The organism is Lentzea tibetensis, assembly GCF_007845675.1.
GTDB lineage: Bacteria > Actinomycetota > Actinomycetes > Mycobacteriales > Pseudonocardiaceae > Lentzea > Lentzea tibetensis.
In genome coordinates this window covers 215,434-237,274 of the sequence record NZ_VOBR01000010.1, presented here as the reverse complement: position 1 = coordinate 237,274, position 21,841 = coordinate 215,434, and the positions used below count along the sequence as shown (strand labels likewise).

Below are 21,841 nucleotides of genomic sequence, written 5' to 3'. Positions count from 1 at the left end.
GCGGCTGGGACAGGTGCTGCTCCGCGAGATCCTGCGGTGCGCGGGACTGCTCGGCGCGGGACTGATCTGTGCGGCGTCGTCCAGTCCGGCGCGGTTTTGTCAGGGGGCGCCGCTAGGCTCGGATTCGGGGGGTTCCCAGTCGTCGGCGTGAGTACGACGCAGTCCCGTTCCGAGCGTACCGACGACCCCCGACAGTTCCGGGGGCTGACGTGAGAGTCCGGCTGACTCTGCGCGGCACCGGATCGCTGGTGCTGGGCCTGGTCTTGGTCGCATTGGGCCTGTGGTGGCGCTATCCGGGCGTGGCGGGCCTCGGCCTCGGGCTGTGCGGCCTGGTGGTCGCGGCGCTGGTGTCGGTGCTGCGCGCCGCGCCGGTGGTCCCGACCCGCACGGTGCGTCCGCGCACCGTGCACCGCCTCGGCCGCTGCGCCGGACGTCTCGAGCTCGCGAGTTCGGGCACCCGCTGGCCGATCGCGCTGGACGCGACGGACCTGGTCGCCGGATCTCCGGTGGCGGTCGACGTTCCCGTGCTGGCGCCGGGGGAGCGGACGTCCGTCGAGTACCCGATCCCGACGGACGTGCGCGGTGTGCTGGACGTCGGCCCGCTCACGTTGCACCGCAAGGGTTTGGCCGGCCTCGCCGTGGCCCGCACCGTGCTGGGCGAGGTCGTGCGGGTGCGCGTCGTGCCGCGCGTCCTGCCGGTGCGCGGCCTCCCGTCCGGCGCCCGCCGGGGCCAGGTCGGCGCGGACGAACGCGTCGAACGCGGCGGCACGGACCTGGTCGGTCTGCGCGAGTACGTCCCCGGCGACGACCTGCGCCGCCTGCACTGGGCGACGTCGGCCCGCACCGGCACGCTGATGATCCGCGAGGACGCGGACCCGGCCCGCCCGCACCTCGCCGTGGTGCTGGACGACGCTTCCGCCCACTACCAGGACGCCGGCGCGTTCGAGCACGCCGTGGAGGTCGCCGCGTCGCTGGTGACGTCCGCGCTCGGCTCCGGCCACCCCGTCCGCCTGCTGACGACGTCGGGTTCGCTCGACCTGGAGAACACCGACTCGGACGTCGCACTGGCCGCGCTGGCCGACCTCAAGTCGGCCGATTCCTCCGCTGTCGCTTCGGTTCCCGTGCGCGACCTGGACGTGGTGTCGGTGGTGACGGGCGGTCGCGCCGAGCTGCCGCCGTTGCTGCTGGAGGCCTCGCGTGCCGCTGTCGGCGTGCTGCTGGCGATCGATGACGCGCGCTCGGTGTCGGCCGCCGGTTCCGTGCTGGTGCTGCGCGGCCCGCGCGCCGAGGACCTGCTCGACGAGTGGAACGCGGTGGTGGCCAGGTGAAACTTCTGTGGTCCGCACTCGTCCTGCTCGTCGCCGCACTGCACTTCGGCCGGGCGTGGGACGGCATGCTGGTCCTCTTCGGACTGTGCGTGCTGCTGGGGTTCGTCGCCGTGCTGTTGAAGCAGAAGATGCCCGCCGGTCTCGCGGTGCTGACGATGCTCATCCTCGGCTTCACCGGCGGCTTCTTCGCCGCGCGTGACGCCGTGCCCGGCCGGACCGATCCGACCCAGGTGCTGCTGGACACCGTGCCGCGCCTGCTCACCGCGGCCCGTCCGGCTCCGGCGACACCGGAGCTGCTGACACCGGGCCTGCTGCTGGTGTTCGGCGTGTCGGTGGTCGTGTCGGTTTCCGTTGCCCGCAAGGGAAACTCCCTCTTCGCTCCGGCCGTGGGCGCGGCGGTGCTGTACATGTCCGGCGCACTGCTGACCGCGGGCCGCATCGACCCGCACGGACTGGTCGCGTTGCTGCTGCTGGGTTTGCTCGCAGGAGGATGGCTTCTCCTGGAGCGGCGCGGCCCCGTCGCACCGCCCGTCGGTGTGGTTCTGGCGTGCCTCGCTCTGCTGGCGGTGGTGCTGCCTTCGGTGGACGCGTTCGAACCGCGCAAGCTGGTCCGCCCGCCGGTCACCGACGTGGAGATCGCGAACCCGTTGCCGCAGCTGGCTTCCTGGGCAGCCATGGGCGACACCGAACTGTTCCGCACCCGAGGCCCCGAGGTGCCGCTCCGCCTGGCGACCCTGTCGGACTACACGGGTGCGTCGTGGGAGGCCGCGTCGACCTACGGCCCGCTGGGCGTCGTCGCACCGCCGGACCTGCCGGTGGGCAACCGGCTCGACGAGACGTCGGTGGACGTCCAGATCGGTGCCCTGTCCGGCGAGTGGGTGCCCGCAGTGGGCAGGCCGCGGGCGGTGAGCCTGAGCGACGCCATGGTCGACCCGAACTCGGGCTCACTGGTGCTGGCGGACGGCGTCCGCACCGGCCTGCGCTACACCGTGCGCGGCGCACTCGAGACCCCGTCCGACGAGGAACTGGCCGTCGCTTCGGTGCCTGCCGACCCGTCGGTCCGCCGCTACCTGGCACTGCCGCGCCTGCCGTTCTCACTGGCCGAGTACGCGCGCCAGATCGTCGTGAACGCCCAGACCCCGTACGAGAAGGCCGTCGCGATCGAACAGGTGGTGCGCCTGGACCGCCGCCCCGACGCCGAAGCGCCTGTCGGCTCTTCCTACGCCCGCCTGGAGACCTTCCTGTTCGGCACCAACGGTGACGCGGGCGCCCAGGCGGGCACCGCGGAGCAGTTCGCCTCCGCCTATGCGGTGCTGGCCCGCGCGGTCGGCCTGCCGTCGCGCGTGGTGGTCGGCTTCCAGCCCGTGCCGGCCGACGCGTCCGGTGACCGCGTGGTCCGCGCCGCCGACGCGACCGCGTGGCCCGAGGTGTACTTCACCGGCTGGGGCTGGGTGCCGTTCGATCCGGTGTCGGGCAACGGAAGCGGCCCGAGCGCCGCCTCGAAGCGCGAGGTGCTGAACCGGCTCGCCTCCACCACCGCGAAGCCGCCGACCACCCAGGCTTCCCTGCCACCGCTCGCTTTGCCTTCCGTGGCCCCTCCGGTAGCCGCTCCTGTTGTCGCATCGGGTTTCAAGCCGTTGTGGTTCCTGGCTGTCCTGTTGGTGCCACTCCTGTTGTGGGGCTTGCGTTTCGGCCGTCGGCTGCGCCTGCGTTTCGGTGGTGCTCCTGGCGCGTGGTCGTACGTGCTCGACGTGCTTCTCTTGGCGGGGCGTTCGCCTTCGGTGCATCAGACAGCTCCGGACGTGGCGCGCGGGCTGGGCTCGGCCGCGGCGCGCCTGGCGGTGCTGGCCGACCGCGCAGCTTTCGCGCCGGATCCCGCACCCGTCGCCGACGCGTGGTCGTTGGCGCGGGAGACGCGCAAGGTCGTGCGGCGCACGGTTCCCTGGTACCGCAAGGTGTTCTGGTCGCTGGACCCGCGCCCACTGTGGCGCCGCTGATCAGTTCTTGACCGCGCACACCTTGGCGGACGAGCCGCGCTGCGTGGTCGGATCGTCGAGGCCGATGGCGAGGATCTGGAAGCACCGCTGCCGCTCACCGGCTTGCTCGATCGTGTGCTTGGTGCCGCCGGCGGCGACCGTCAGCAACGGGTCGGGCTTCGCGCCCGACACGTCCACGACCACGAACTGCGCCTTGCCGCCACTCGGGTCGGTCCACTCGAGCTCGATGGCGCCGCCGTCGAACTCGGCCCGCTTCAACACCGGCGCGAACCGCGGGTCGCTGCCCTGGGGCACGCTCGCGGTGGTCTCCGGTACCGCCAAAGTCGTGGTGGTGGTGGTCGTTGGTTGGGTCACCGGTGGCTGGTCTGGGCGGTTGAACGCCACACCCAGCACGATGCCGATCACCACGGTGGCCAGGGCCAGCAGGGTCAGCACCGGGCCGCGGCGCTTTCGGCGCGCTGGGACTCGGTCGGTTCGGGGCTCGGTGTCGACTGAGCTCACGCCTGACGTTGAGCTGAAACCCGAGGCCGCGCCTGGGCCTGCGGTTGGTGTTGGGCCGAAACTCGAACCCGCGCCTGGTGCTGGGCTGAAGCCTGACCCCGCGCCTGGTGTTGGGCCGAACCCGGACCCTGCGTCTGGCGCCGAGCCGAAACCCGAACCCGCGCTTGGCGCCGGGCCGAAACCCGAAGCAGGCGCGGACCCGGACAGACCCGAAGCCGGTGCGGAACCGGACGAACCCGGAACCGCTGGGGGAGGGGCAACCCCAGGCCCGATCGTCTCCACGACGACCGAGTTCTGCCGCCGAGTGAGGTCGTCGAGCTGCGCCAGCCAGGAGTCGTCCCGCTCCTCCTCCACCGCCTCGACGACGGCGGTGGGCTCCTCGGGCGTGGGCACGGGCCCGAACCCCGGCGCGGAAGTCGGCCCCTCAGGCACGACCTCGGCCCGCGAGCGGAACAGGAACGTGCTGTCCGGATCTACAGTGGACAAAGGACTGTTCAACGGCCCCGCCAAAGCCGAACGCACCGCGGCGCCATCCGCGAACCGGTCACCGCGGTCCTTCTGCAGGCACCGCGCGATCACGGCGGCCAAACCGGGCGGCACGTCGGCACGGGTCAGCGGCCGCGGCGATGACGAGCGGACCCGCCCGACGTACGACAGGAGGGTGTCCTCGTCGGGGTTGTCGGACGCGAACGGTGGCTTGCCCTCGAGCAGGGTGAACAGGGTCGAGCCGAGCGACCACAGGTCGTCGGACGCGGCAGGCCGGTCGCCGTCCAGCATCTGCGGGGCGGCGTGGCGGTAGCTGACCATCTCGAGTGACGCCGAGTGCTCGGCGTCGAAGCCGCGGGCGATGCCGAAGTCGGCCAGCACGTACGAGGTCGGCAGCAGCAGCACGTTCTGCGGCTTCACGTCGCGGTGCAGGATGCCCTGTGCGTGGGCGAAGGCCAGTGCGTCGGCCACGGCGGTGCCTGCGGCGACCACGTCGGCGACCGGCAGGGGACCGGTGGCCCGCAGGAGGTCGTGCAGCGAGCCGCGCTCGTAGTACTCCATGACGATGCACGGGCGGCCGTCGGGCAGGGTGCCGGTGTCCAGGACGGTGACGATGTGCGGGTGCTGGCGGCCCAGCTCCACGGTGATCGCCAGCTCGCGGCGGAAACGGGCGAGCGTGGCGGGATCGTCCCCGCAAGACAGCACCTTGACGGCCACGTCGCGGCCGAGGCCGTCCTGTCGTGCTCGGTAGATCGCCCCCTCTCCGCCGTGCGTGACCAACCGGAAGTCGCTGTAGCCCGGCAGGCGCACCGGTGCGGCCGGCTGGTCGCCGGGTTGCGGCGCCCAGGCCAGTAACTCGTCCTCCACATCCGGATATTAGCCGGGCCGGGAGATCCGGTTCGGGTTCGAGCGTGAACCTGTGGACAACTCGCCGGCCGCCTCCCCGCGCTTCCTTTTTGCGGGACGCACGAGGTTGCTTCCGGTGCCACGACAAGTCGCGTGAACGGGCCGTTGATCACACCAAAACGAAGCCGACCTGGGAAAACGTCCCGGCCATTCCCCTGAACCAGACGAAGCGGTACGTTCGGGACACCGCCGCAGGTAAAGAGTCTTTACAAACCTGCGCTAGGAGATCGAGATGCGTGTGATCCTCTCGGTGGTCCTCCTTCTCACGAGCCTGATCTGCACACCAGCCCAAGCCCAAGAGCCGGCAGGCCCCACGTGGGCGGGTGTGCGGTCGTCGCCGTACGGGCCCGGTGGCGGATTCCCGCAGCCGGGCACCTGGTCGGGCTACATGAACAAGATGAAGGGCTACTTCCCCGGTGCCACCGGCATCGGGCTGTGGAACGTCGGCGCGCTCAACGGGCGCGGCATGAAGGTCGAGTTCCCCAAGCCGGACAACCAGAGCTACCCGAACATCACCTTCCAGAGCTCGGACAAGCACGAGAAGTACCTGAAGCACTTCGACGACACCGGCATGAAGGTGTGGCTCAGCCTCGAACCCGGCTTCGCCAGCGTCGACCAGCTCGTCGACCTCGCGCTGAACCGCTACAAGCGCCACCCGAGCGTCCAGGGGATCCAGGTCGACGTCGAGTGGTACCAGGGCGTCTGCGAGGACTGCGGGCAGCCGGTACCGGATGACGTGGCCCAGCGGTGGGAGCAGAAGATCAAGGGGCACGACCAGAGGCTGAGCCTGATGCTCAAGCACTACGACCCCAAGTGGATGCCGCCCACCTACCGCGGTGACATCAGGTTCACCAACGACAGCCAGTTCTTCGAGACGCTGGAGGGGTTCGTCGCCGAGTTCAAGATCTGGGCGGACACGTTCTACCCGAGCCCGGTGCTCTACCAGTACGGCTACCAGTCGGACAAGAAGTGGTGGGGCAAGCTCGCCAAGCCCTACGCCAAGACCATCGGCGACGCCATGGCGCAGGTGACGCGGCAGACCACCTGGGGCACGGTCTGGGTCGACTTCTCACTCAAAGATCTCTAGAGCAGGCCGTTCTTGTAGTCCAGCAACGCGACCACCCGCGAGGGATCAGCCAGCAGGTCCGGCCACGAGTACACGAGCACACCGTCGGCTTCCGCGCTGCCTCGCAGAGCGGCGCGGAAGTCCTCGTCGGTGATCGAACGCTTCCGCCCGCCAGAAGCGTACGAAGGCTCCAGGTACTCGGCACCACCCTGCAAACAGGCCAGCAGGGTGCGTGAGGTCGAAGCCCGCGCCTCGGCGATCCGGTCGGCGACGTACGAGTACGGCGAGCGCCGCTGGATCTGGAAGTAGAACATCAGCTCGTAGTGGTCGATGTACGGGTCCAGGTCGGCGAACCGCTGGCCCAGCACCTCCTCGACGGCGTTCCCGAAGTCGCCGGAACCCAGGCCGAAACCGTTGAGCACCACCGTGATCGTCGGATCCACCTCGAGAGCGGCCGAACGCAACACCCCGGCAGCGGAAGCGATCAGCGAGCACTTCCACGAGGTCCAAGCATCCCGCAGCTCGTGGAGAATCGTGCGCACGTCACGGGTGTCGTGCCCCGTCTCCACCGCGAACCGGTCCAGGCAGCGAGCGCAGAAGCAGTACTCCGCAACCGACGAACGCGGGGTGTCGGGCATCCACAGCTCCCAGAACCCCGGAAACCTGATGAACGACAGGAAGATCCCGTCCGGCCGCAACGACGACACCACGGACGCGATGAGATCGGCCTTGCGCGCCAGGTAGGACTGGTCCGACGGGCACACGCCGACGTACCACCCGAACGGCTCGAACACCCGCCCGTGCTGGTCCACGGGCCGCAGGTCAGGACGTGAGGCGAACCCGGCGGGGTCGAAGAACACCGACGTCGACTGGAAGACGCGCACACCGCGCGACCCGAGCGCGTCGCGGAAAGCGCTGTCCGTGTACGAACCGGCGGGCGGCAACTGGGAGACGGCGCTACCGGGCAGCGGGTCGATCTGGTTCTGCACCAACGCCCAGTCGATGCCCTGGCGCACCATGGTGTCCGCGGCTTCGGCAACGCTCATCGAGGAACACCAGTCGTAGCCGTACGCCTTGACCCCCAGGAGTTTGCTCACCGGATCAGTCTTCAGTCTTGATCGTCACTTGGAAACCCAGCGCCTGGAGCATTCCGGTGAGCATCGACCGCGTGTTGTCCCGCGCGCGGTCGGTGAGCCCGGACTCGGTGGCCGCCCGCGCGATCCGTTCCTCGGCCGCCACGTAGAACCGGCCCTGGTCCGGTGTCTCGACGACCGCGTTGAGCCGGTCGACCAGACCGCGCTCCTGGCTGAACACGTAGCTGCGCTCGTGGTCGATGTTCGGCTTGTCCAGCCGCGCCGGAGGCAGCCGCACCTCGACGGACTTGCGGTCCGGCGACATCACCAGCCCGTCCTCGGCCAGCGACCCGAAGTCGACGTAGGCGTTGACCGACCCGGCGGCGACGAACAGCGTGCGCGAGCCTGCCAGCGCGGCGGGCACCCACTTCACGTCCTGCTCGATGTCCAGCACGACCTGGTAGTCACCCGCCGCCGCGTGGAACTGGCTGAGGTCGCGCAGCGCCTTCAGCACGGCTGGCTGGCTGCGGTCGACGGTCTCGGTGCCGAACTGGGGAAGTCCGACGGTCAGCTGCAAGGTCCCTGCGAGCAGAACCAGCACAGCGGTGAACACCAACGCGAGCTTGACCCAGCGCCGACTCATGTCGGCGGAATACCCTCGAACCTGAGTTCCGACACCCCGCTCGGAAGGAATCCGGCCCTCATCTGGTTGGCTTGGTACGAAGGCGAACGAAGTAGGAGGCATGGTGCACGATCCGGAGAACCTGTACGAGGTCGACTCCGAGGTCCCTGACCTGACCGGATCGGTGCTGCTGCATCACTTCGACGGGTTCATGGACGCCGGGGCGGCCGGGCGGCTGCTCGCCGAGCACCTGCTCGCGACGCACGAGCACCGGGTGATCGCCCGGTTCGACGTCGACGACCTCATCGACTACCGGTCCCGCAGGCCGCTGATGACCTACGCGACGGACCACTGGGAGGACTACGCGACGCCGCAGCTGGTGGTCCACCTGCTGCACGACACCGCGGGCACCCCGTTCCTGCTGATGACCGGCCCCGAGCCGGACCGGCAGTGGGAGCGGTTCGTGCTGGCGGTCCGGTCGCTGGTCGAACGGTGGGGCGTGCGCCTCACCGTCGGGTTCCACGGCGTGCCGATGGGCGTGCCGCACACGCGGCCGCTCAGCGTCATCGGGCACGCCACGCGCACCGAGCTGGTGGCCGAGTACCAGCCGTTCTTCAACCGGGTGCAGGTGCCGGGCAACATCGCCGGGCTGCTGGAGATGCGGCTCGGCGAGGCCGGCCAGGACGCGATGGGCTTCGCCGCGCAGGTGCCGCACTACCTGGCGCAGTCGAACTACCCGACGGCCGCGGTGACGCTGCTGGACGCGGTGTCGCGGGCGTCCGGGCTGTCGCTCACCGCGGACCCGCTGCTCACCGCCGCGCAGCGCACCGACGCCGAGATCCACCGGCAGGTCGCGGAGTCGGAGGAGGTCGCCCAGGTCGTCGAGGCGCTGGAGCGGCAGTACGACGCGTTCATCCAGACCGTCGGGACGGACATCCCGAGCGCCGACGAGCTGGGCGCCGAGTTCGAGCGGTTCCTCGCCGAGCAGCAGCGCCCGCCGGACCACCTCTGAAAGGTGCCCCATGGCCACCTGGGACGACGTGAGCCGCATCGCGACCGGCCTGCCGGACGTGACGGAGCAGGACGGCAAGTGGGCGGTCAGGAAGAAGTCGCTCGCCTGGGAACGCCCGCTGCGCAAGTCCGACCTGAAGGCGCTCGGGCTGACCGAGCAGGGCGGGCCGGTGCTCGGCCTCTGGGTGCCCGACCTGGGCGCCAAGGAGGCCGCGCTCGCCGAGATCACGGGCTGCTTCACCACGCCGCACTTCGACGGCTACCCGGCGGTGCTGGTGTGGCTGGACGAGATCGCGGTCGGTGACCTGGAGGAGCTGATCATCGAGGCCTGGCTGCACCGCGCGCCGAAGCGGCTGGCTCAGGAGTACCTGACGAACCGGTAGTGCAGGCCGGTCTTCGACTCCAGCCACTCGGACTCGGACTCGACCGGCCGTGAGACAGCGGGCGCGAAGGTGTCGCCCTCGAAGGACTCCTTCAGCTCGGTGACGACGACGGTGTCCGCGAACGGCAGTGCCGCCTCGTACACGGCCGCGCCGCCGATCACCCAGACGTCGCCGGTCACCGACGCCAGCGCCTCGTCCAGCGACGAGAACGCGTCAGCGCCCTCGAACAGGCGCTTCTGCCGGGTCAGCACGATGTTGCGGCGGTCAGGCAGCGGGCGGAAACGAGAAGGCAGCGAGTCCCACGTGCGGCGGCCCATGATCACCGTCGTGCCGCTCGTCAGCGCGCGGAAGTGCTTCATGTCCTCCGGCAGGTGCCACGGCATCGCGCCGTCGCGGCCGATGACGCCGTTCGCGGACTGCGCCCAAATCAGGCCGATCACACCGCCACCGGAGCCTTGATCGCCGGGTGGTGCCGGTAGCCCTCGACCGAGAAGTCCTCGTAGGAGTAGTCGAACAGCGTGGCGGCCTGACGCAGCCTCAGCTGGGGGAACTCGTACGCCGAGCGGCTCAGCTGCTCGCGCACCTGCTCCTGGTGGTTGTCGTAGACGTGGCAGTCGCCGCCGGTCCAGATGAAGTCGCCGACCTCGAGCCCGACCTGCTGGGCGATCATGTGCGTCAGCAGCGCGTACGACGCGATGTTGAACGGCACGCCGAGGAACAGGTCCGCGCTGCGCTGGTACAGCTGGCACGACAGCCGCCCGTCGGCGACGTAGAACTGGAAGAACGCGTGGCACGGCGGCAGCGCCATCTGCGCGATCTCGCCGACGTTCCACGCGGACACGATGATCCGCCGCGAGTCCGGGTTGGTGCGCAACGCGTGCAGCACCTCGCTGATCTGGTCGACGTGCCCGCCGTCGGGGGTGGGCCACGACCGCCACTGCACCCCGTACACCGGGCCGAGCTCACCGGACGGCGACGCCCACTCGTCCCAGATCGTCACGCCCTGGTCCCGCAGCCACTTCACGTTGCTCTCGCCGCGCAGGAACCACAGCAGCTCGTACGCGATCGACTTGAAGTGCACCTTCTTGGTCGTGATCAGCGGAAAACCGTCGGACAACCGGTAGCGCAGCTGGTGGCCGAAGATCGACCGCGTCCCGGTCCCGGTGCGGTCCTCCTTGCGCGTACCCGTGTCCAGCACGTGGCGGAGCAGGTCTTCGTACTGCGTGTCCGGCATGCCCGCGAGCCTAGCTCCACTGGTTCCAACGGGTGACATCCGCGACGTCGCGTCGCTTCGCCACGCCGAAACTGCCGGTCGGATGACCGAGCGGCACCATCGCCGCGACCTCGTAGCCGTCCGGTACGCCGAGCAGTTCGAGCACCTCCGCGTGGTGCGCCCGGATCACCGTGGTCAGCGTCGTCCCGAGGCCCAGCGTCCTGGCGGCCAGGCAGAAGTTCTGCACCGCCGGGTACACCGACGCGGTCAGCGGGCCGATGTCGACGGCGTTGCCCGGCCGGTCGGCGGGCATGAGGAAGAACACCAGCACCGGCACGTCCGCCAGGTGGTCCGCGAGGTGCCGCGCTGACGCCTTGATCCGCGTCCACGTCGCGTCCGTGCTCGTGTCGACGCGCGAGCCCGTGTACGTGTCGTAGGACTTGCGGTAGTACTCGCCGATCTCGCGGCGCAGGTCCGGATCGGTGACGACCAGGTACCTCGTCACCTGGCGGTTGCCACCCGACGGCGCCTGCTGGGCCGCGCGCAGGCACGTCCAGATGTCCTCGTCGGAGACGGGGACGGTGGTGAACCTGCGGATCGCCCGCGTCGTCATGATCGCGTCGAGTGCGTCCATCAGAACCTTCCCAGGATCAGGATCAGAATCGGGCCGTGTCGGGTCCGAAGCCGAACCGGACCTTGGCATAGGTCTCGAACAGCCGGCGCGACACGATGGTGTGCTGCGCCGCGACGGCCGCGTCGCGCAGGCAGCGCTGCAGCCCGGACGACGCGAACACCGCGCTGCCGCCGCCGAGCGCGAACGCCGTTCTGGTGACCTCGGTGGCCTCCGCCGCCGCGTGCGAGCATGCCAGCCGCAGCCTGCCGCGGGGCTCGGCCGGCACTTGCTGTCCCGAAACCGCGAGCTCCCAGCAGCGTTCCAGCTCCTCGCGCAGGAACGCCCGCGCCGACGACAGCCTGGCCTCGGCCAGCGCGACGTCGATCTGCGCGCCGGTTTGTTCGGCGAGGCGGGTGGTCGTGTGCTGAGGGGTCTTCGCGAGCGCGAGCGCCTCGATCTCGTCGACGGCACGGCGGGCGATGCCGAGTCCGACCGACGCGACGCCGACGGCGAGGAAACCGAAGTACGGGAAGGCGGGGATGGGGCCGTCGATGCCCGGCGCGTCGGTGGCGGGCCAGACGGCGCGATGACCGGGGACGAACACGTCGGAGACGGAGAACTCGTGCGAACCCGTCGCGCACAGCCCCGCCGCGTCCCACGTGTCGTGTATCTCGACCTCCGAGCGCCGGTAGACCGCCATCCGGGGGCCGTCGGGGGTGAGCGCGCTGCCGATGATCCACTGGCTGTGCGGCGTCGCGCTGCCCCAGCCCCAGCGGCCGCTGATCACGTAGCCGTCGGGCGCGACCTCGCCGCGGCCGACCGGCGCCGCCGTGCCCGCGATGACCGCACGGGGGTCGGCGAACACCTCGTCCGCGCCCTCCGCGCGCAGGTACCACGCGAGCGCCGCGGAGATGCAGGTCGTCATGACGGTCCACCCGGTGGAACCGTCCGCACGGGACAGTTCCTGGATCGTCCGGCTCCACTCCGGCAGGCCCATCTCCGCGCCGCCGTAGCGCTTCGGGCTGACCAGCCGGTGCAGCCCGCCGTCCACGATCGCGGCGACGACCGGCTCGGTGAGCGCGCGGCGTGCTTCGGCCTCGGGGGCTTCGGCGCGGATGAGGGCGATGAGGTCGGTCACGCGCTGATCATGCTCGGAAGTTCACCGCCCTGAAAGCACCCTCACGAGTGGTGCGAGCTCCGGCAGCGCCGCCGCCTCGTCCAGCGCCTCGCCGAGCACGGCGTCGTGCGTCGGACGCGCCCGCGCGAGCAGGTCGTCGCCCTTGTCGGTGACCTCGGTGTAGATGCCGCGCCGGTCGGTCGGGCACAGGTAGCGCTGCAGCAGTCCCCGGTCTTCCAGTCGCGTGACCAGGCGCGTCGTCGCCGACTGGCTCAGCACCACGGCGGCCGCGAGCTGGTTCATCCGAAGGTGGAAGCCGTCCTGGCGGTTGAGCACGTCGAGAACGGTGTACTCGCTGACGGACAGCTCGTGCTCCCGCTGCAGCGCCTTCTCCAGGCGGTCCTCGATGCGGGCGTGCAGCGCGGCGAGCGTCCGCCACCCCTGGGCACGTGCCTGCACGGCGTCGTCGTCCAGTGACATGGCCAACTCCTAATAGACAGCGTCTGCAACTATTGCATACGCTGGTTATCGTCTTAGGCAAGTCTAGCGGGGAGAGAGATGAACAGCGGACCTGAACGCCGCCTCAGGGGGGTCACGTACTTCGCCGGGCTGTCCGGCCGCACAGCCCTCGTCACCGGGTCCACGTCCGGCATCGGCTTCGCCACCGCGCAGGCACTCGCCGAGGCGGGCGCGACGGTCATCGTGAACGGCCGCTCGCAGGACCGCGTCGACGAGGCCGTCGCCAAGATCGCCGGCGACGTCCGCGGTGTCGCCGCCGACGTGTCCACCGCCGAAGGAGTGGCGGCACTGGTCGCCGCCGAGCCCGACGTCGACGTGCTGGTCAACAACCTGGGGATCTTCGAGGCCGCACCGGTCTTCGAGATCCCCGACACCGAGTGGCTGCGGTTCTTCGAGACCAACGTGATGTCCGGCGTGCGGTTGTCCACGCACCACGCGCCGCGGATGGTCGAGCGCGGCTGGGGCCGGGTGATCTTCGTGTCCAGCGAGTCCGCGGTGTTCGTGCCGACCGAGATGGTGCACTACGGCATGACGAAGACCGCGCAGCTGTCCGTCGCGCGCGGCATGGCCCAGGCGGTCGCGGGCACCGGCGTCACGGTCAACTCCGTGCTGCCCGGCTCGACCTTGACGCCCGGCGTCGAGGAGTTCATCCGCGACCGCGTCGGCGACGGCGGCGAGGCCGAGTTCGTCCGCACCGAACGCCCGACCCTGTTGCTGGGCAGGCTGATCCGCCCGCAGGAGGTCGCGAACCTCATCACCTACGTGTCGTCCGACCTCGCGTCCGCGACCACCGGCGCGGCGCTGCGCGTCGACGGCGGCACCGCACCCACGCTCATCCCCTGAGAGGTATTTCCCTTGAACAGCATCACCCTGAACAACGGCGTCACCATGCCCCAGCTCGGCTTCGGCGTCTGGCAGGTGCCGGACGACGAGTCGGCGAAGGCGGTCGCGACGGCCATCGAGTACGGCTACCGCAGCATCGACACCGCCGCGATCTACGGCAACGAGCGCGGCGTCGGCGAGGCGATCGCGGCGTCCGGCGCCGACGACCTGTTCGTCACCACCAAGCTGTGGAACGCCGACCAGGGCTACGACTCGACGCTCCGCGCGTTCGACGAGTCGCTCAACAAGCTCAAGCTCGACGTGCTCGACCTGTACCTGATCCACTGGCCGACGCCCGCGCGCGACCTCTACGTCGACACCTGGCGCGCGTTCGCGAAGCTGCTCGAAGACGGCCGGGTGCGCGCGATCGGCGTGTCCAACTTCCAGCCCGCGCACCTGGAGCGGGTCATCGACCTCGGCGTCACCCCCGCGATCAACCTCGGGTCTTGTGATGGCTGCACCCGTACCTGCAGCAGGCCGAGCTCCGCGCGTTCCACGAGCGGCACGGCATCCGCACCGAGGCGTGGAGCCCGCTCGGCCAGGGCGGCGAGCTGCTCAGCGACCCCGTGGTCACCGAGCTCGCCGCGCGCCACGGCCGCACGCCCGCGCAGATCGTGCTGCGCTGGCACCTGCAGCTCGGCAACGTCGTGATCCCGAAGTCCGTGACGCCGTCCCGCATCAGGGAGAACATCGCGGTCTTCGACTTCACCCTCACCGACGCCGACGTAGCCGCACTGTCCACCCTGGACCGCAACGGCCGCATCGGCCCCGACCCGGACGAGTTCAACCAGGCCTGACCGGGGTCAGGCGCGCATCACGGTCGCGATCGGGATGCGCGCCGCCCGGACGGCCGGGATCAGGCCACCCAGGATGCCGGCGACGAGACCCGCGATCACCCCTGCCACGCCTGCCTGCCAGGGGAACTCGATGCCCTGCAGCGACGGGTACTTGCCTCCGATGATCTGCGAGCCGACCTTCAGGCCGACCACGCCGACGCCGATCGCGGCACCGGCCGTCAGCAGGCCGGTCAGCAACGTCTCGGACAGCACGATGCCCGCCAGCAGCATCCGCGACGTGCCGACCGCACGCCGCAGCGCGAACTCCTCGACCCGTTCACCGACGGTCGCCAGACCGACGTTGAGGATGCCCGCGACACCGATCAGCAGCACCAGCGCGGCCATCCCGAGGAAGATCCACCGCATGATCGCGAGCTCCTCCAGCATGCGAGCCCGCGAGTTGATCACGTTCGACTGGAGTTGTTCCGCCTTCAGGCCGGTGCCTGCGAGCTTGGCCTTCAGCGTCTGCTCGAGGTCGTCGGTGCCGGGGGACATCATCAGCTGCAGGCCGCCGCCACCGCGGTACGGGTCGGCGGCCTGGGCGGTGCCGCTGGGCAACCACGACCGCAGCTCGTCGATCCGGATGTACGCGGTGGGCTCGTAGCCGCCGTCGTCGATCACGCCGACGATCTGCGGCGTCATGTGCGCGGTGGCGCCCTGGACCGACATCTCGGCGGGCACCTGGTACATCCGGAAACCCTTGGCCGCCTCGCGGTTCAGCACGATCCTCGGCGCGAGCGACGGCGCGGAGCCGAAGTCCAGCCACTGACCGGTCACCGGCCGGAACGGGCGGAACGACCGCACGTCACCGGTCAGCGCCTGCATCCGCACCTCGATCGCCTGGCCCGCCGGCTTCTCCGGCCCCTTCTGCTCCATCGGGTAGCAGCCGCGCTCGTCGCACCACATGTCGCCACCACGCGGCCCGCGGCCGGCGTTCTCGAACGACATCCCGCCCTCGTTCACCGGGCGCACACCGGGTTCGCCGATGATCGCGTTCATGCCCAGTGACGCCACCGCGTCGGTGCGGCCGCGCATCGCGTCCTCGATGATCGACGCGCCGGTGTCCGGCACGTACATCACGCGCGTGCCGTCCTTGCCCTGCTGCAGCTCGACGTCGCTGAGCATCGCGCGCTGGGCGATCTCCGCGCCCGCCTGCACGGTGACGACCGCGAGCACACCCATGAACAGGCTGATCATGGACAGGAACGTGCGCAGCTTGCGGGCCCTGATGCCCTGGCCGCCGATGATCACGGCGGAGCGCAGCCTGCCTGACAGTATTGAATTTCTTGGCGCCATCATCCGAGCCGCCCGTCGTGCAGGGACAGCACGCTGCCCATCTTGGCCGCGTGGTCGTGGTCGTGCGTCACCAGCACGAGCCCGCAGCCGCGGTGGGTCGCCTTCAGCAGCACGTCCACCACGAGGTTGCCGGTCTCGGTGTCGAGCGCACCGGTCGGCTCGTCGGCCAGCAGCACGCGCGGCTGCCGCACCAGTGCGCGGGCGATGGCGACGCGTTGCTGCTCACCGCCGGACAGCCGTGGTGGCTTGTGCTTCGCCAGGTGCGCGATGCCGACCTGGTCCAGCGCCTCCATCACCTGCGTCTTGCGCTTGCGTCGCGGCAGCCAGCCCTGGCCGTTGACCAGCGCCATGGCCACGTTCTGCGCGGCCGAGAGGTGCTTGAGCAGGAAGAACCGCTGGAACACGAACCCGAACTCGGCGCTGCGCAACGCGGCCGCCTTGCGCTCGGGCAGCTTCGTGATGTCCCGCTCGCCGAGCAGGTACTGGCCGCCGTCCGCGCGGTCGAACAGCCCGATGAGCGACAGCAGCGTGCTCTTGCCGGAACCCGAACGGCCGAGGATCGCGATGCTCTGTCCGCTGTGGACGGTCAGGTTCACGCCGTCGAGGATCGTGCGCGGCTCGTCCTGCCCCTTCAACGTCTTCGTGATGCCGGACAAGCGGATGAGCGGTGTCTGGATCGGTGGTGCGGCAATCGGTGCGGCAGACATGGGGATCGTCATCACGGTCCCGTCGGCTTCACGCCGTCCTGGTTCTGCTGCGGGCCGTCCGGCAGGTTCGGGCCGGGGACGGCCAGCTCCTCGTCGCCGTTGAGCCCCGACTTCACCTCGACGACCTTGCCGTCGGTGAGGCCGAGCACGACGTCGGTGGTCGTGCGCGTGCCGTTCTTCAGCACGTCGACCTTGCCCTTGCCCTGCGTGCCGGCGACGGCCTCGACCGGCACGACCAGTGCGTTCGCGGCCTTGCCCGTCACCAGCTCCAGCGTCGCGGCCGCACCGTTGATCAGCTTCACGTCGGCGGGCGCCGTGCACACGACGCGCAGGCCGGTCGGCTCGGTCGGCTTCGGCTGCTCCTGCTGCTGCGTCGGCGGACCGGGCTGCTTCGGCTGGTCCGTGCCGGGCTTGGGCTCGGTCGGCGTCGGCACCTCGGGAACGGTGCCCGCGGGCAGCGCGGCGATCGTGCCGAGCACGGCGCACGGGAACGGGCCGGGCCCGTTCTTGATCTGCGCCTGCACCTCGGCCAGCGCGTCGGTGATCTTGTACGCCTGGTCGCCCGCGACGTCCGCGACGATGCCGTAGGCACCGTGCTTCGCGGAATAGATCGGCATGCCCGCCGACACCGTCGCCTTGTCGTCGACGAGCCGCGCGCCGGGCACCGCGCCCGCGGGCACCTCGACGTACGTCGGCGTGCCGTTCGCCCAGATCGTCGCGACGCGCGTCGGCTTGGTCGGTGTGCCGGAAGGCGCTTTCACGTCGAAGAACCGCACCTGGCCCGCGATCGGCGCGACCAGCCCGAACATCGGGTTCATCGTCACCTTGCCGGTGAGGCTCATCTTGTTCGTGAGGTCCTGCCGCGAGGGCTTCACCGTGGTCATGGTCGTGCCGCGCGGCGCGAGGTCGGGATTGGTCTCCCCAGGCCCCGACGCGCTGCACGCCGTCGCGGCCATCGCCGCGAGCGCGCACAGCAGCGCGAGATGTTTGCTGCTCACCGGGAAAACCCCCAATGTCTTTTCAACCGGTCCGGTCAACCTACAGGTAATGACTCCTGTGGGTGGATCAAGGTTGCTTCGGGTAGCCCCCGAGGATGACCAGGTACGGCATTCACGCTTCACACGAGCAGATCCATCCGTCGGTATTGCTCGCGACCGTGCGCCGCGCCGAGGAAGCCGGGTTCCGGTGCGCCATGTCCTCGGACCACTTCTCGCCGTGGAGCTCCCGGCAGGGCCAGTCCGGCTACGCGTGGTCGTGGCTCGGCGCCGCGCTGGAGGCGACCTCGCTGCCGTTCGGCGTGGTCACCGCACCGGGGCAGCGCTACCACCCGGCGATCACCGCGCAGGCCATCGGCACCCTCGCCGCGATGTACCCAGGCCGGTTCTGGGCCGCGCTCGGCACCGGCGAGGCGAGCAACGAGCACATCACCGGGGGAGGCTGGCCGCGCAAGGACGTCCGGGCGCGCAGGCTGCGCGAGTGCGTCGACGTCATCAAGGCGTTGCTGCGCGGCGAGGAGGTCAGCCACGACGGGCTGGTGACGGTCGACCGGGCCCGGCTGTGGACGTTGCCCGACGAGCCGCCACCGCTGGTGGGCGCCGCGGTGAGCCCCGAGACCGCGGGCTGGTGCGCGGAGTGGGCCGACGGTCTCGTCACCGTCAACGCGCCGCCCGCCCAGCTGCGCCGGGTGACCGACGCGTACCGCGACGCCGGCGGCCGCGGGCCGCTGCACCTGCAGGTGCACCTGAGCTGGGCGCACGACGACGAGACGGCCGGGCGGATCGCGCACGAGCAGTGGCGCGGCAACGTGTTCCCGCCACCGGTGTGCTGGGACCTCGAGCTGCCGCAGCACTTCGACGTCATCGCCGAGCAGGTGTCGCCGGAGCAGGTCGTGAAGGTCGTCAACGTGTCGTCGGACCTGGGGCAGCACACGGCGTGGCTGCACGAGTTCGCCGAGCTCGGCTTCGACGAGATCAACCTGCACCACGTCGGTCAGGAACAGGACGAGTTCGTCGACGCGTTCGGCGAACACGTGCTGCCGCAGCTGAAGGGCGCATCGTGAAACGGACCCGCACCTCCGACCTGTGGTGGAAGACCGCCCTCATCTACTGCCTCGACGTGGAGACGTTCTGCGCCAACGGGTTCGCCGGTCTGGCGCAGAAGGTCGACTACCTCTCCTCGCTCGGCGTCACGTGCGTCTGGCTGATGCCGTACTACCCGTCGCCGGACCGCGACGACGGCTACGACATCACCGACTTCCAGGCCGTCGACCACCGGCTGGGCACGCTCGGCGACTTCGTCGAGTTCGTGCGCACCGCACGCGAGCGGGGCATCCGCGTCATCGCCGACCTCGTCGTCAACCACACGTCGGACCAGCACCCGTGGTTCGTCGAAGCGCGTTCCAGCAGGGACAACCCGTACCGGGACTGGTACGTGTGGCGCGACGAGCCGCCTGCCGACGCCGCCGAGGGCGTGGTGTTCCCCGACAAGGAGAAGTCGGTGTGGGAGCACGACGCCAAGACCGACCAGTACTACCAGCACGTGTTCTACAAGCACCAGCCGGACCTGAACGTCGCCAACCCGGCGGTGCGCGACGAGATCGCCCGCACCATGGGCCTGTGGCTCGAGCTCGGCCTGTCCGGGTACCGCGTGGACGCCGTGCCCTTCCTGCTGGAGACCGAGTCGGCGGCGTTGCCCGACCCGCACGACTTCCTCGCGGACCTGCGCGCGTTCCTCTCCCGCCGGGCCGGATCGGCGGTGCTGCTGGGCGAGGTGAACCTGCCGTACGACCAGACGACGAGGTTCTTCGGCGATCCGGGGGACACCGGCGACGAGCTGACGATGTGCTTCGACTTCATCGGCATGCAGAAGATGTACCTCTCGCTGGCCCGTGAGGACGCCGGACCGCTGGCGGAGGCGTTGCGCGAACGCCCGTACCCGCCGAGGGACGCGCACTGGGCGACGTTCGTGCGCAACCACGACGAGCTGACGCTGGACAAGCTGAGCGAGCCGGAGCGCCAGGAGGTGTTCGCCGCGTTCGGGCCGTCGAAGGACATGCAGCTCTACGGACGCGGGCTGCGGCGGAGGCTGCCCGGGATGCTCGGCCACGACCTGCGGCGCATCAAGATGGTCTACAGCCTGCTGTTCTCGTTGCCCGGTACGCCTGTTCTCTTCTACGGCGAGGAGATCGGCATGGAGGAGGACCTCAGCCGCGAGGGCAGGCTGGCCGTGCGCACGCCGATGGAGTGGGACCGCGTCTCGGACGACAACGAGCTGCTGACCTGGATCAGGTTGCTGGCGCGCCGCTACCGCGAATGCCCCGAGTTCGCGTGGGGCACCTACGAGGTGCTGGACACCGGGGAGCCCGCGGTGCTCGCGCACCGCAGCACGGCCGACGGCGGGTGCGTCGTCGCCGTGCACAACCTCGGTTCCGGGGAGGTGGAGCTGCGGCTCGACGGGATGCGGGAGCCGCGCGACGTGCTGACAGGCGAGACCGAGCCGGTGTCGGCGGACGGTGTGGTGAGCCTGCGGCTGGGGCCTTACGAGTGCCGCTGGCTGCGGGTCGTCGGTGACGACTAGCGGCACGACTCCAACCACGCGAGGACGTCGGTGTCGCCGGTCTCCTCCAGCGCGCCGGTGACGTGCTCGACGAGCTCGCGGAGCAGTTTGGTCGCGGTGACCTGCTGTTCCCGCACGATGTGCACGGCCGCTCCGCCGAGTCCGTGCCGCGCGGCCGACCACAGCGCGGCCGCGCACACGTCGTCGCGGACCTGCGGTGCCTCCAGGCCGTCGGCCAGATCGGTGAGGGCGGTGCGGACGAGTGCCCGCGACAGCGCGGCCTGCACGACCGCGTCCTCGACCGCGGGCACGGCGTCCGCCGCGTGGATCTCGACCACGGGACCGTGCGAGGCCAGCCTGGCGAGCCAGAACGGCGCCTCGTCGACGAGCGTGCCGCACTCGGCCATCCGCTCGACGTGCTCGTCGTAGTCGGCCGCCGACGAGAACCACGGCGGCACACCCGAGCCGGGGAAGCGGGACCGCTGCACGGTGCGCCAGCTCGCGTAGCCGGTGTCGCGGCCCTCGTGGCACGGCGAGTTCGCGGACAGCGCCAGCAGCGTCGGCAGCCACGGCCGCAGGTGGTTGAGGACGGCGACCCCGGTCTCGCGGTCCGGCACGGCGACGTGCACCTGGCAGACGCACGCCTCGTGATCGGCCATCGCGCCCGCGTACGTGCGCAGCAGCTGCTGGAACCGTTCGCCGCGCCCCAGCAGCGGGTGCTCGGAGCTCCAGTAGGGCACGCCGAGCGACAGCACCCCGACCCCGACCGCCCGCGCGGCGTCCCGGACCCGGTGGCGCGCCGCGTCCATGGTCGCGCGCAGATCGCCGAGGCTCGTGCACGGCCCGGTCGTCGCGGTCACCTGCGTGGTGGCCAGCTCACCGCGGAACGAGGTCAGCCCGGTGTCGCGCAGCCGGGCCAGCACGGCACCGGCGCGCCCCGACGGCCGGCCGCTCGTGGGGTCCACGAGCAGGAACTCCTCGGCGACGCTGACGGGTTCAGGGGGTCGCACACCGACCAAGGTGCTCACCTCGCCCTCGAGTCGGGAGCGTCGAGGGGTACCCACCGCCGTCACCCTTCAAACCACCGAAGGCGGGAACGCGTGATCGCGTTCCCGCCTTCGGCCACCGGGTCGGTCAGAAAGCGGCCGTGAGGCACGCCAGCCGGTCGCCAGCGGTGCCGGCCTTGCCGTGCTCGGTGCTGGTGTGCGCGGCGTGCACGATGATCGCGTTCGCGTCGCCCTTGCGGAACTCCCACTTCACCGTCGCGGTGCCGGTCGCGGCACCCTTGTCGTCGGTGGTGAAGTCCAGCCAGATCTCGTTCTCCGTGTTCGCGAACTTCGGGTCGACCGACGGCGACACCGGGTCCTTGGTGTTCTGGTAGTGCGGACCCGCGTCCGCCGGCTTGGCACCGCACGGCTTGGTGTGCACGTGCGAGCCGTACTTGGTGTTCGGCAGCAGGCCGCTGACCGTCAGGTCCACCTTGGTCTGACCGCCATCGGACTTCGACGCCACCGCGAGCTTGGCACCGACCGGGATGCGCTTGGCGTCGTAGGTGATGCCCTTCGGCTGGTCGCCGGACGCGGCGGGCTCGGCGACCGCGGTCTCGGCGATCGGCACGACGGCGGCCGAGGTCGGCGCGGGCGCCGCCTGCTGCTCACCGGACGAGCAGGCGGCCAGTCCACCAGCGAGCAGGACGGTTCCCACGAGGACCGACACAGTCGTACGCATGC

Annotated in this window: 21 protein-coding genes and 1 pseudogene; 9 read left to right on the top strand and 13 right to left on the bottom strand. The window is 70.5% G+C overall.

Annotated elements, in window-relative coordinates:
* Window positions 1–209: 209 nt before the first annotated feature.
* Complete coding sequence (locus tag FKR81_RS18225; RefSeq protein ID WP_235921624.1) at window positions 210–1,328, top strand: DUF58 domain-containing protein; 1,119 nt, start codon at window positions 210–212, stop codon at window positions 1,326–1,328.
* Complete coding sequence (locus FKR81_RS18220) at window positions 1,325–3,325, top strand: DUF3488 and transglutaminase-like domain-containing protein (protein WP_146353253.1); 2,001 nt, start codon at window positions 1,325–1,327, stop codon at window positions 3,323–3,325. Before FKR81_RS18225 ends, FKR81_RS18220 begins: the two co-directional genes overlap by 4 nt.
* Here FKR81_RS18220 and FKR81_RS18215 read toward each other — a convergent pair whose 3' ends face one another.
* On the bottom strand, window positions 3,326–5,179 hold the full coding sequence (locus FKR81_RS18215; protein ID WP_146353252.1) for a serine/threonine-protein kinase: 1,854 nt from the start codon (window positions 5,177–5,179) through the stop codon (window positions 3,326–3,328).
* A gap of 271 nt (window positions 5,180–5,450) precedes the next feature.
* Here FKR81_RS18215 and FKR81_RS18210 point away from each other — a divergent pair, with 271 nt between their 5' ends.
* On the top strand, window positions 5,451–6,305 hold the full coding sequence (locus tag FKR81_RS18210) for a hypothetical protein (protein ID WP_146353251.1): 855 nt from the start codon (window positions 5,451–5,453) through the stop codon (window positions 6,303–6,305).
* Here FKR81_RS18210 and FKR81_RS18205 read toward each other — a convergent pair.
* Both FKR81_RS18205 and FKR81_RS18200 read right to left on the bottom strand, forming a co-directional pair.
* Entirely contained in the window at window positions 6,302–7,381 is a 1,080-nt protein-coding gene (locus FKR81_RS18205; RefSeq protein ID WP_146353250.1) for a hypothetical protein, read from the bottom strand. The two genes, FKR81_RS18210 and FKR81_RS18205, sit on opposite strands and share 4 nt — an antisense overlap.
* A gap of 4 nt (window positions 7,382–7,385) precedes the next feature.
* Window positions 7,386–8,000: a DUF4230 domain-containing protein gene (locus tag FKR81_RS18200; RefSeq protein ID WP_146353249.1), complete on the bottom strand. Its 615-nt coding sequence runs from the start codon at window positions 7,998–8,000 to the stop codon at window positions 7,386–7,388.
* 100 nt (window positions 8,001–8,100) lie between these two features.
* Between FKR81_RS18200 and FKR81_RS18195 the strand changes: the two genes are divergently transcribed.
* Both FKR81_RS18195 and FKR81_RS18190 read left to right on the top strand, forming a co-directional pair.
* Window positions 8,101–8,991 (top strand): proteasome assembly chaperone family protein, encoded by an 891-nt coding sequence (locus FKR81_RS18195; RefSeq protein ID WP_146353248.1) that lies wholly within the window; start codon window positions 8,101–8,103, stop codon window positions 8,989–8,991.
* Window positions 8,992–9,001: 10 nt separating this feature from the next.
* Window positions 9,002–9,373 carry an MmcQ/YjbR family DNA-binding protein gene (locus FKR81_RS18190; RefSeq protein ID WP_146353247.1) on the top strand — a complete coding sequence of 124 codons (372 nt, stop codon included), beginning with the start codon at window positions 9,002–9,004 and terminating at the stop codon, window positions 9,371–9,373.
* Here FKR81_RS18190 and FKR81_RS18185 read toward each other — a convergent pair.
* From FKR81_RS18185 to FKR81_RS18165, 5 genes are read right to left on the bottom strand one after another with little or no spacing between them, the layout of a single operon-like run.
* Window positions 9,349–9,813 carry a dihydrofolate reductase gene (locus FKR81_RS18185; protein WP_146353246.1) on the bottom strand — a complete coding sequence of 155 codons (465 nt, stop codon included), beginning with the start codon at window positions 9,811–9,813 and terminating at the stop codon, window positions 9,349–9,351. The genes FKR81_RS18190 and FKR81_RS18185 overlap by 25 nt on opposite strands.
* Window positions 9,810–10,607, bottom strand: a complete 798-nt coding sequence (locus FKR81_RS18180; protein WP_146353245.1) for a thymidylate synthase — start codon at window positions 10,605–10,607, stop codon at window positions 9,810–9,812. Before FKR81_RS18180 ends, FKR81_RS18185 begins: the two co-directional genes overlap by 4 nt.
* A gap of 10 nt (window positions 10,608–10,617) precedes the next feature.
* Complete coding sequence (locus FKR81_RS18175) at window positions 10,618–11,220, bottom strand: nitroreductase family protein (RefSeq protein ID WP_186763028.1); 603 nt, start codon at window positions 11,218–11,220, stop codon at window positions 10,618–10,620.
* A gap of 22 nt (window positions 11,221–11,242) precedes the next feature.
* Window positions 11,243–12,337: an acyl-CoA dehydrogenase family protein gene (locus FKR81_RS18170; protein ID WP_146353243.1), complete on the bottom strand. Its 1,095-nt coding sequence runs from the start codon at window positions 12,335–12,337 to the stop codon at window positions 11,243–11,245.
* 21 nt (window positions 12,338–12,358) lie between these two features.
* Window positions 12,359–12,796, bottom strand: a complete 438-nt coding sequence (locus FKR81_RS18165) for a MarR family winged helix-turn-helix transcriptional regulator (protein ID WP_146353242.1) — start codon at window positions 12,794–12,796, stop codon at window positions 12,359–12,361.
* A 78-nt stretch (window positions 12,797–12,874) separates the two neighbouring features.
* Here FKR81_RS18165 and FKR81_RS18160 point away from each other — a divergent pair, with 78 nt between their 5' ends.
* Both FKR81_RS18160 and FKR81_RS18155 read left to right on the top strand, forming a co-directional pair.
* The gene (locus FKR81_RS18160; protein ID WP_146353241.1) at window positions 12,875–13,678 is read left to right on the top strand and encodes an SDR family NAD(P)-dependent oxidoreductase; all 804 of its coding nucleotides are present in this window, start codon (window positions 12,875–12,877) and stop codon (window positions 13,676–13,678) included.
* Between the two features lie 45 nt (window positions 13,679–13,723).
* A pseudogene (locus tag FKR81_RS18155) lies at window positions 13,724–14,514 on the top strand (aldo/keto reductase).
* A gap of 6 nt (window positions 14,515–14,520) precedes the next feature.
* Here FKR81_RS18155 and FKR81_RS18150 read toward each other — a convergent pair.
* The 3 genes from FKR81_RS18150 to FKR81_RS18140 are packed head-to-tail and all read right to left on the bottom strand — an operon-like array spanning window position 14,521 to window position 17,554.
* Window positions 14,521–15,804, bottom strand: coding sequence for an ABC transporter permease (locus FKR81_RS18150; RefSeq protein ID WP_235921623.1), 1,284 nt, complete (start codon window positions 15,802–15,804; stop codon window positions 14,521–14,523).
* 44 nt (window positions 15,805–15,848) lie between these two features.
* The gene (locus FKR81_RS18145) at window positions 15,849–16,556 is read right to left on the bottom strand and encodes an ABC transporter ATP-binding protein (protein WP_146353240.1); all 708 of its coding nucleotides are present in this window, start codon (window positions 16,554–16,556) and stop codon (window positions 15,849–15,851) included.
* Between the two features lie 11 nt (window positions 16,557–16,567).
* Window positions 16,568–17,554 (bottom strand): efflux RND transporter periplasmic adaptor subunit, encoded by a 987-nt coding sequence (locus FKR81_RS18140; protein ID WP_222598310.1) that lies wholly within the window; start codon window positions 17,552–17,554, stop codon window positions 16,568–16,570.
* Window positions 17,555–17,649: 95 nt separating this feature from the next.
* On the opposite strand from FKR81_RS18140, the gene FKR81_RS18135 reads away from it, so the two are divergent.
* Complete coding sequence (locus FKR81_RS18135; RefSeq protein ID WP_146353239.1) at window positions 17,650–18,615, top strand: TIGR03885 family FMN-dependent LLM class oxidoreductase; 966 nt, start codon at window positions 17,650–17,652, stop codon at window positions 18,613–18,615.
* Window positions 18,612–20,132 (top strand): alpha-amylase family protein, encoded by a 1,521-nt coding sequence (locus tag FKR81_RS18130; protein WP_146353238.1) that lies wholly within the window; start codon window positions 18,612–18,614, stop codon window positions 20,130–20,132. The genes FKR81_RS18135 and FKR81_RS18130 overlap by 4 nt, the downstream gene beginning before the upstream one ends.
* On the opposite strand, the gene FKR81_RS18125 is transcribed toward FKR81_RS18130, so the two are convergent.
* Together FKR81_RS18125 and FKR81_RS18120 are read right to left on the bottom strand one after the other, a co-directional pair.
* On the bottom strand, window positions 20,129–21,121 hold the full coding sequence (locus FKR81_RS18125) for a carboxylate-amine ligase (protein WP_186763027.1): 993 nt from the start codon (window positions 21,119–21,121) through the stop codon (window positions 20,129–20,131). The two genes, FKR81_RS18130 and FKR81_RS18125, sit on opposite strands and share 4 nt — an antisense overlap.
* 124 nt (window positions 21,122–21,245) lie before the next feature.
* Window positions 21,246–21,839 carry a superoxide dismutase family protein gene (locus FKR81_RS18120; RefSeq protein ID WP_146353236.1) on the bottom strand — a complete coding sequence of 198 codons (594 nt, stop codon included), beginning with the start codon at window positions 21,837–21,839 and terminating at the stop codon, window positions 21,246–21,248.
* Window positions 21,840–21,841: the final 2 nt, after the last annotated feature.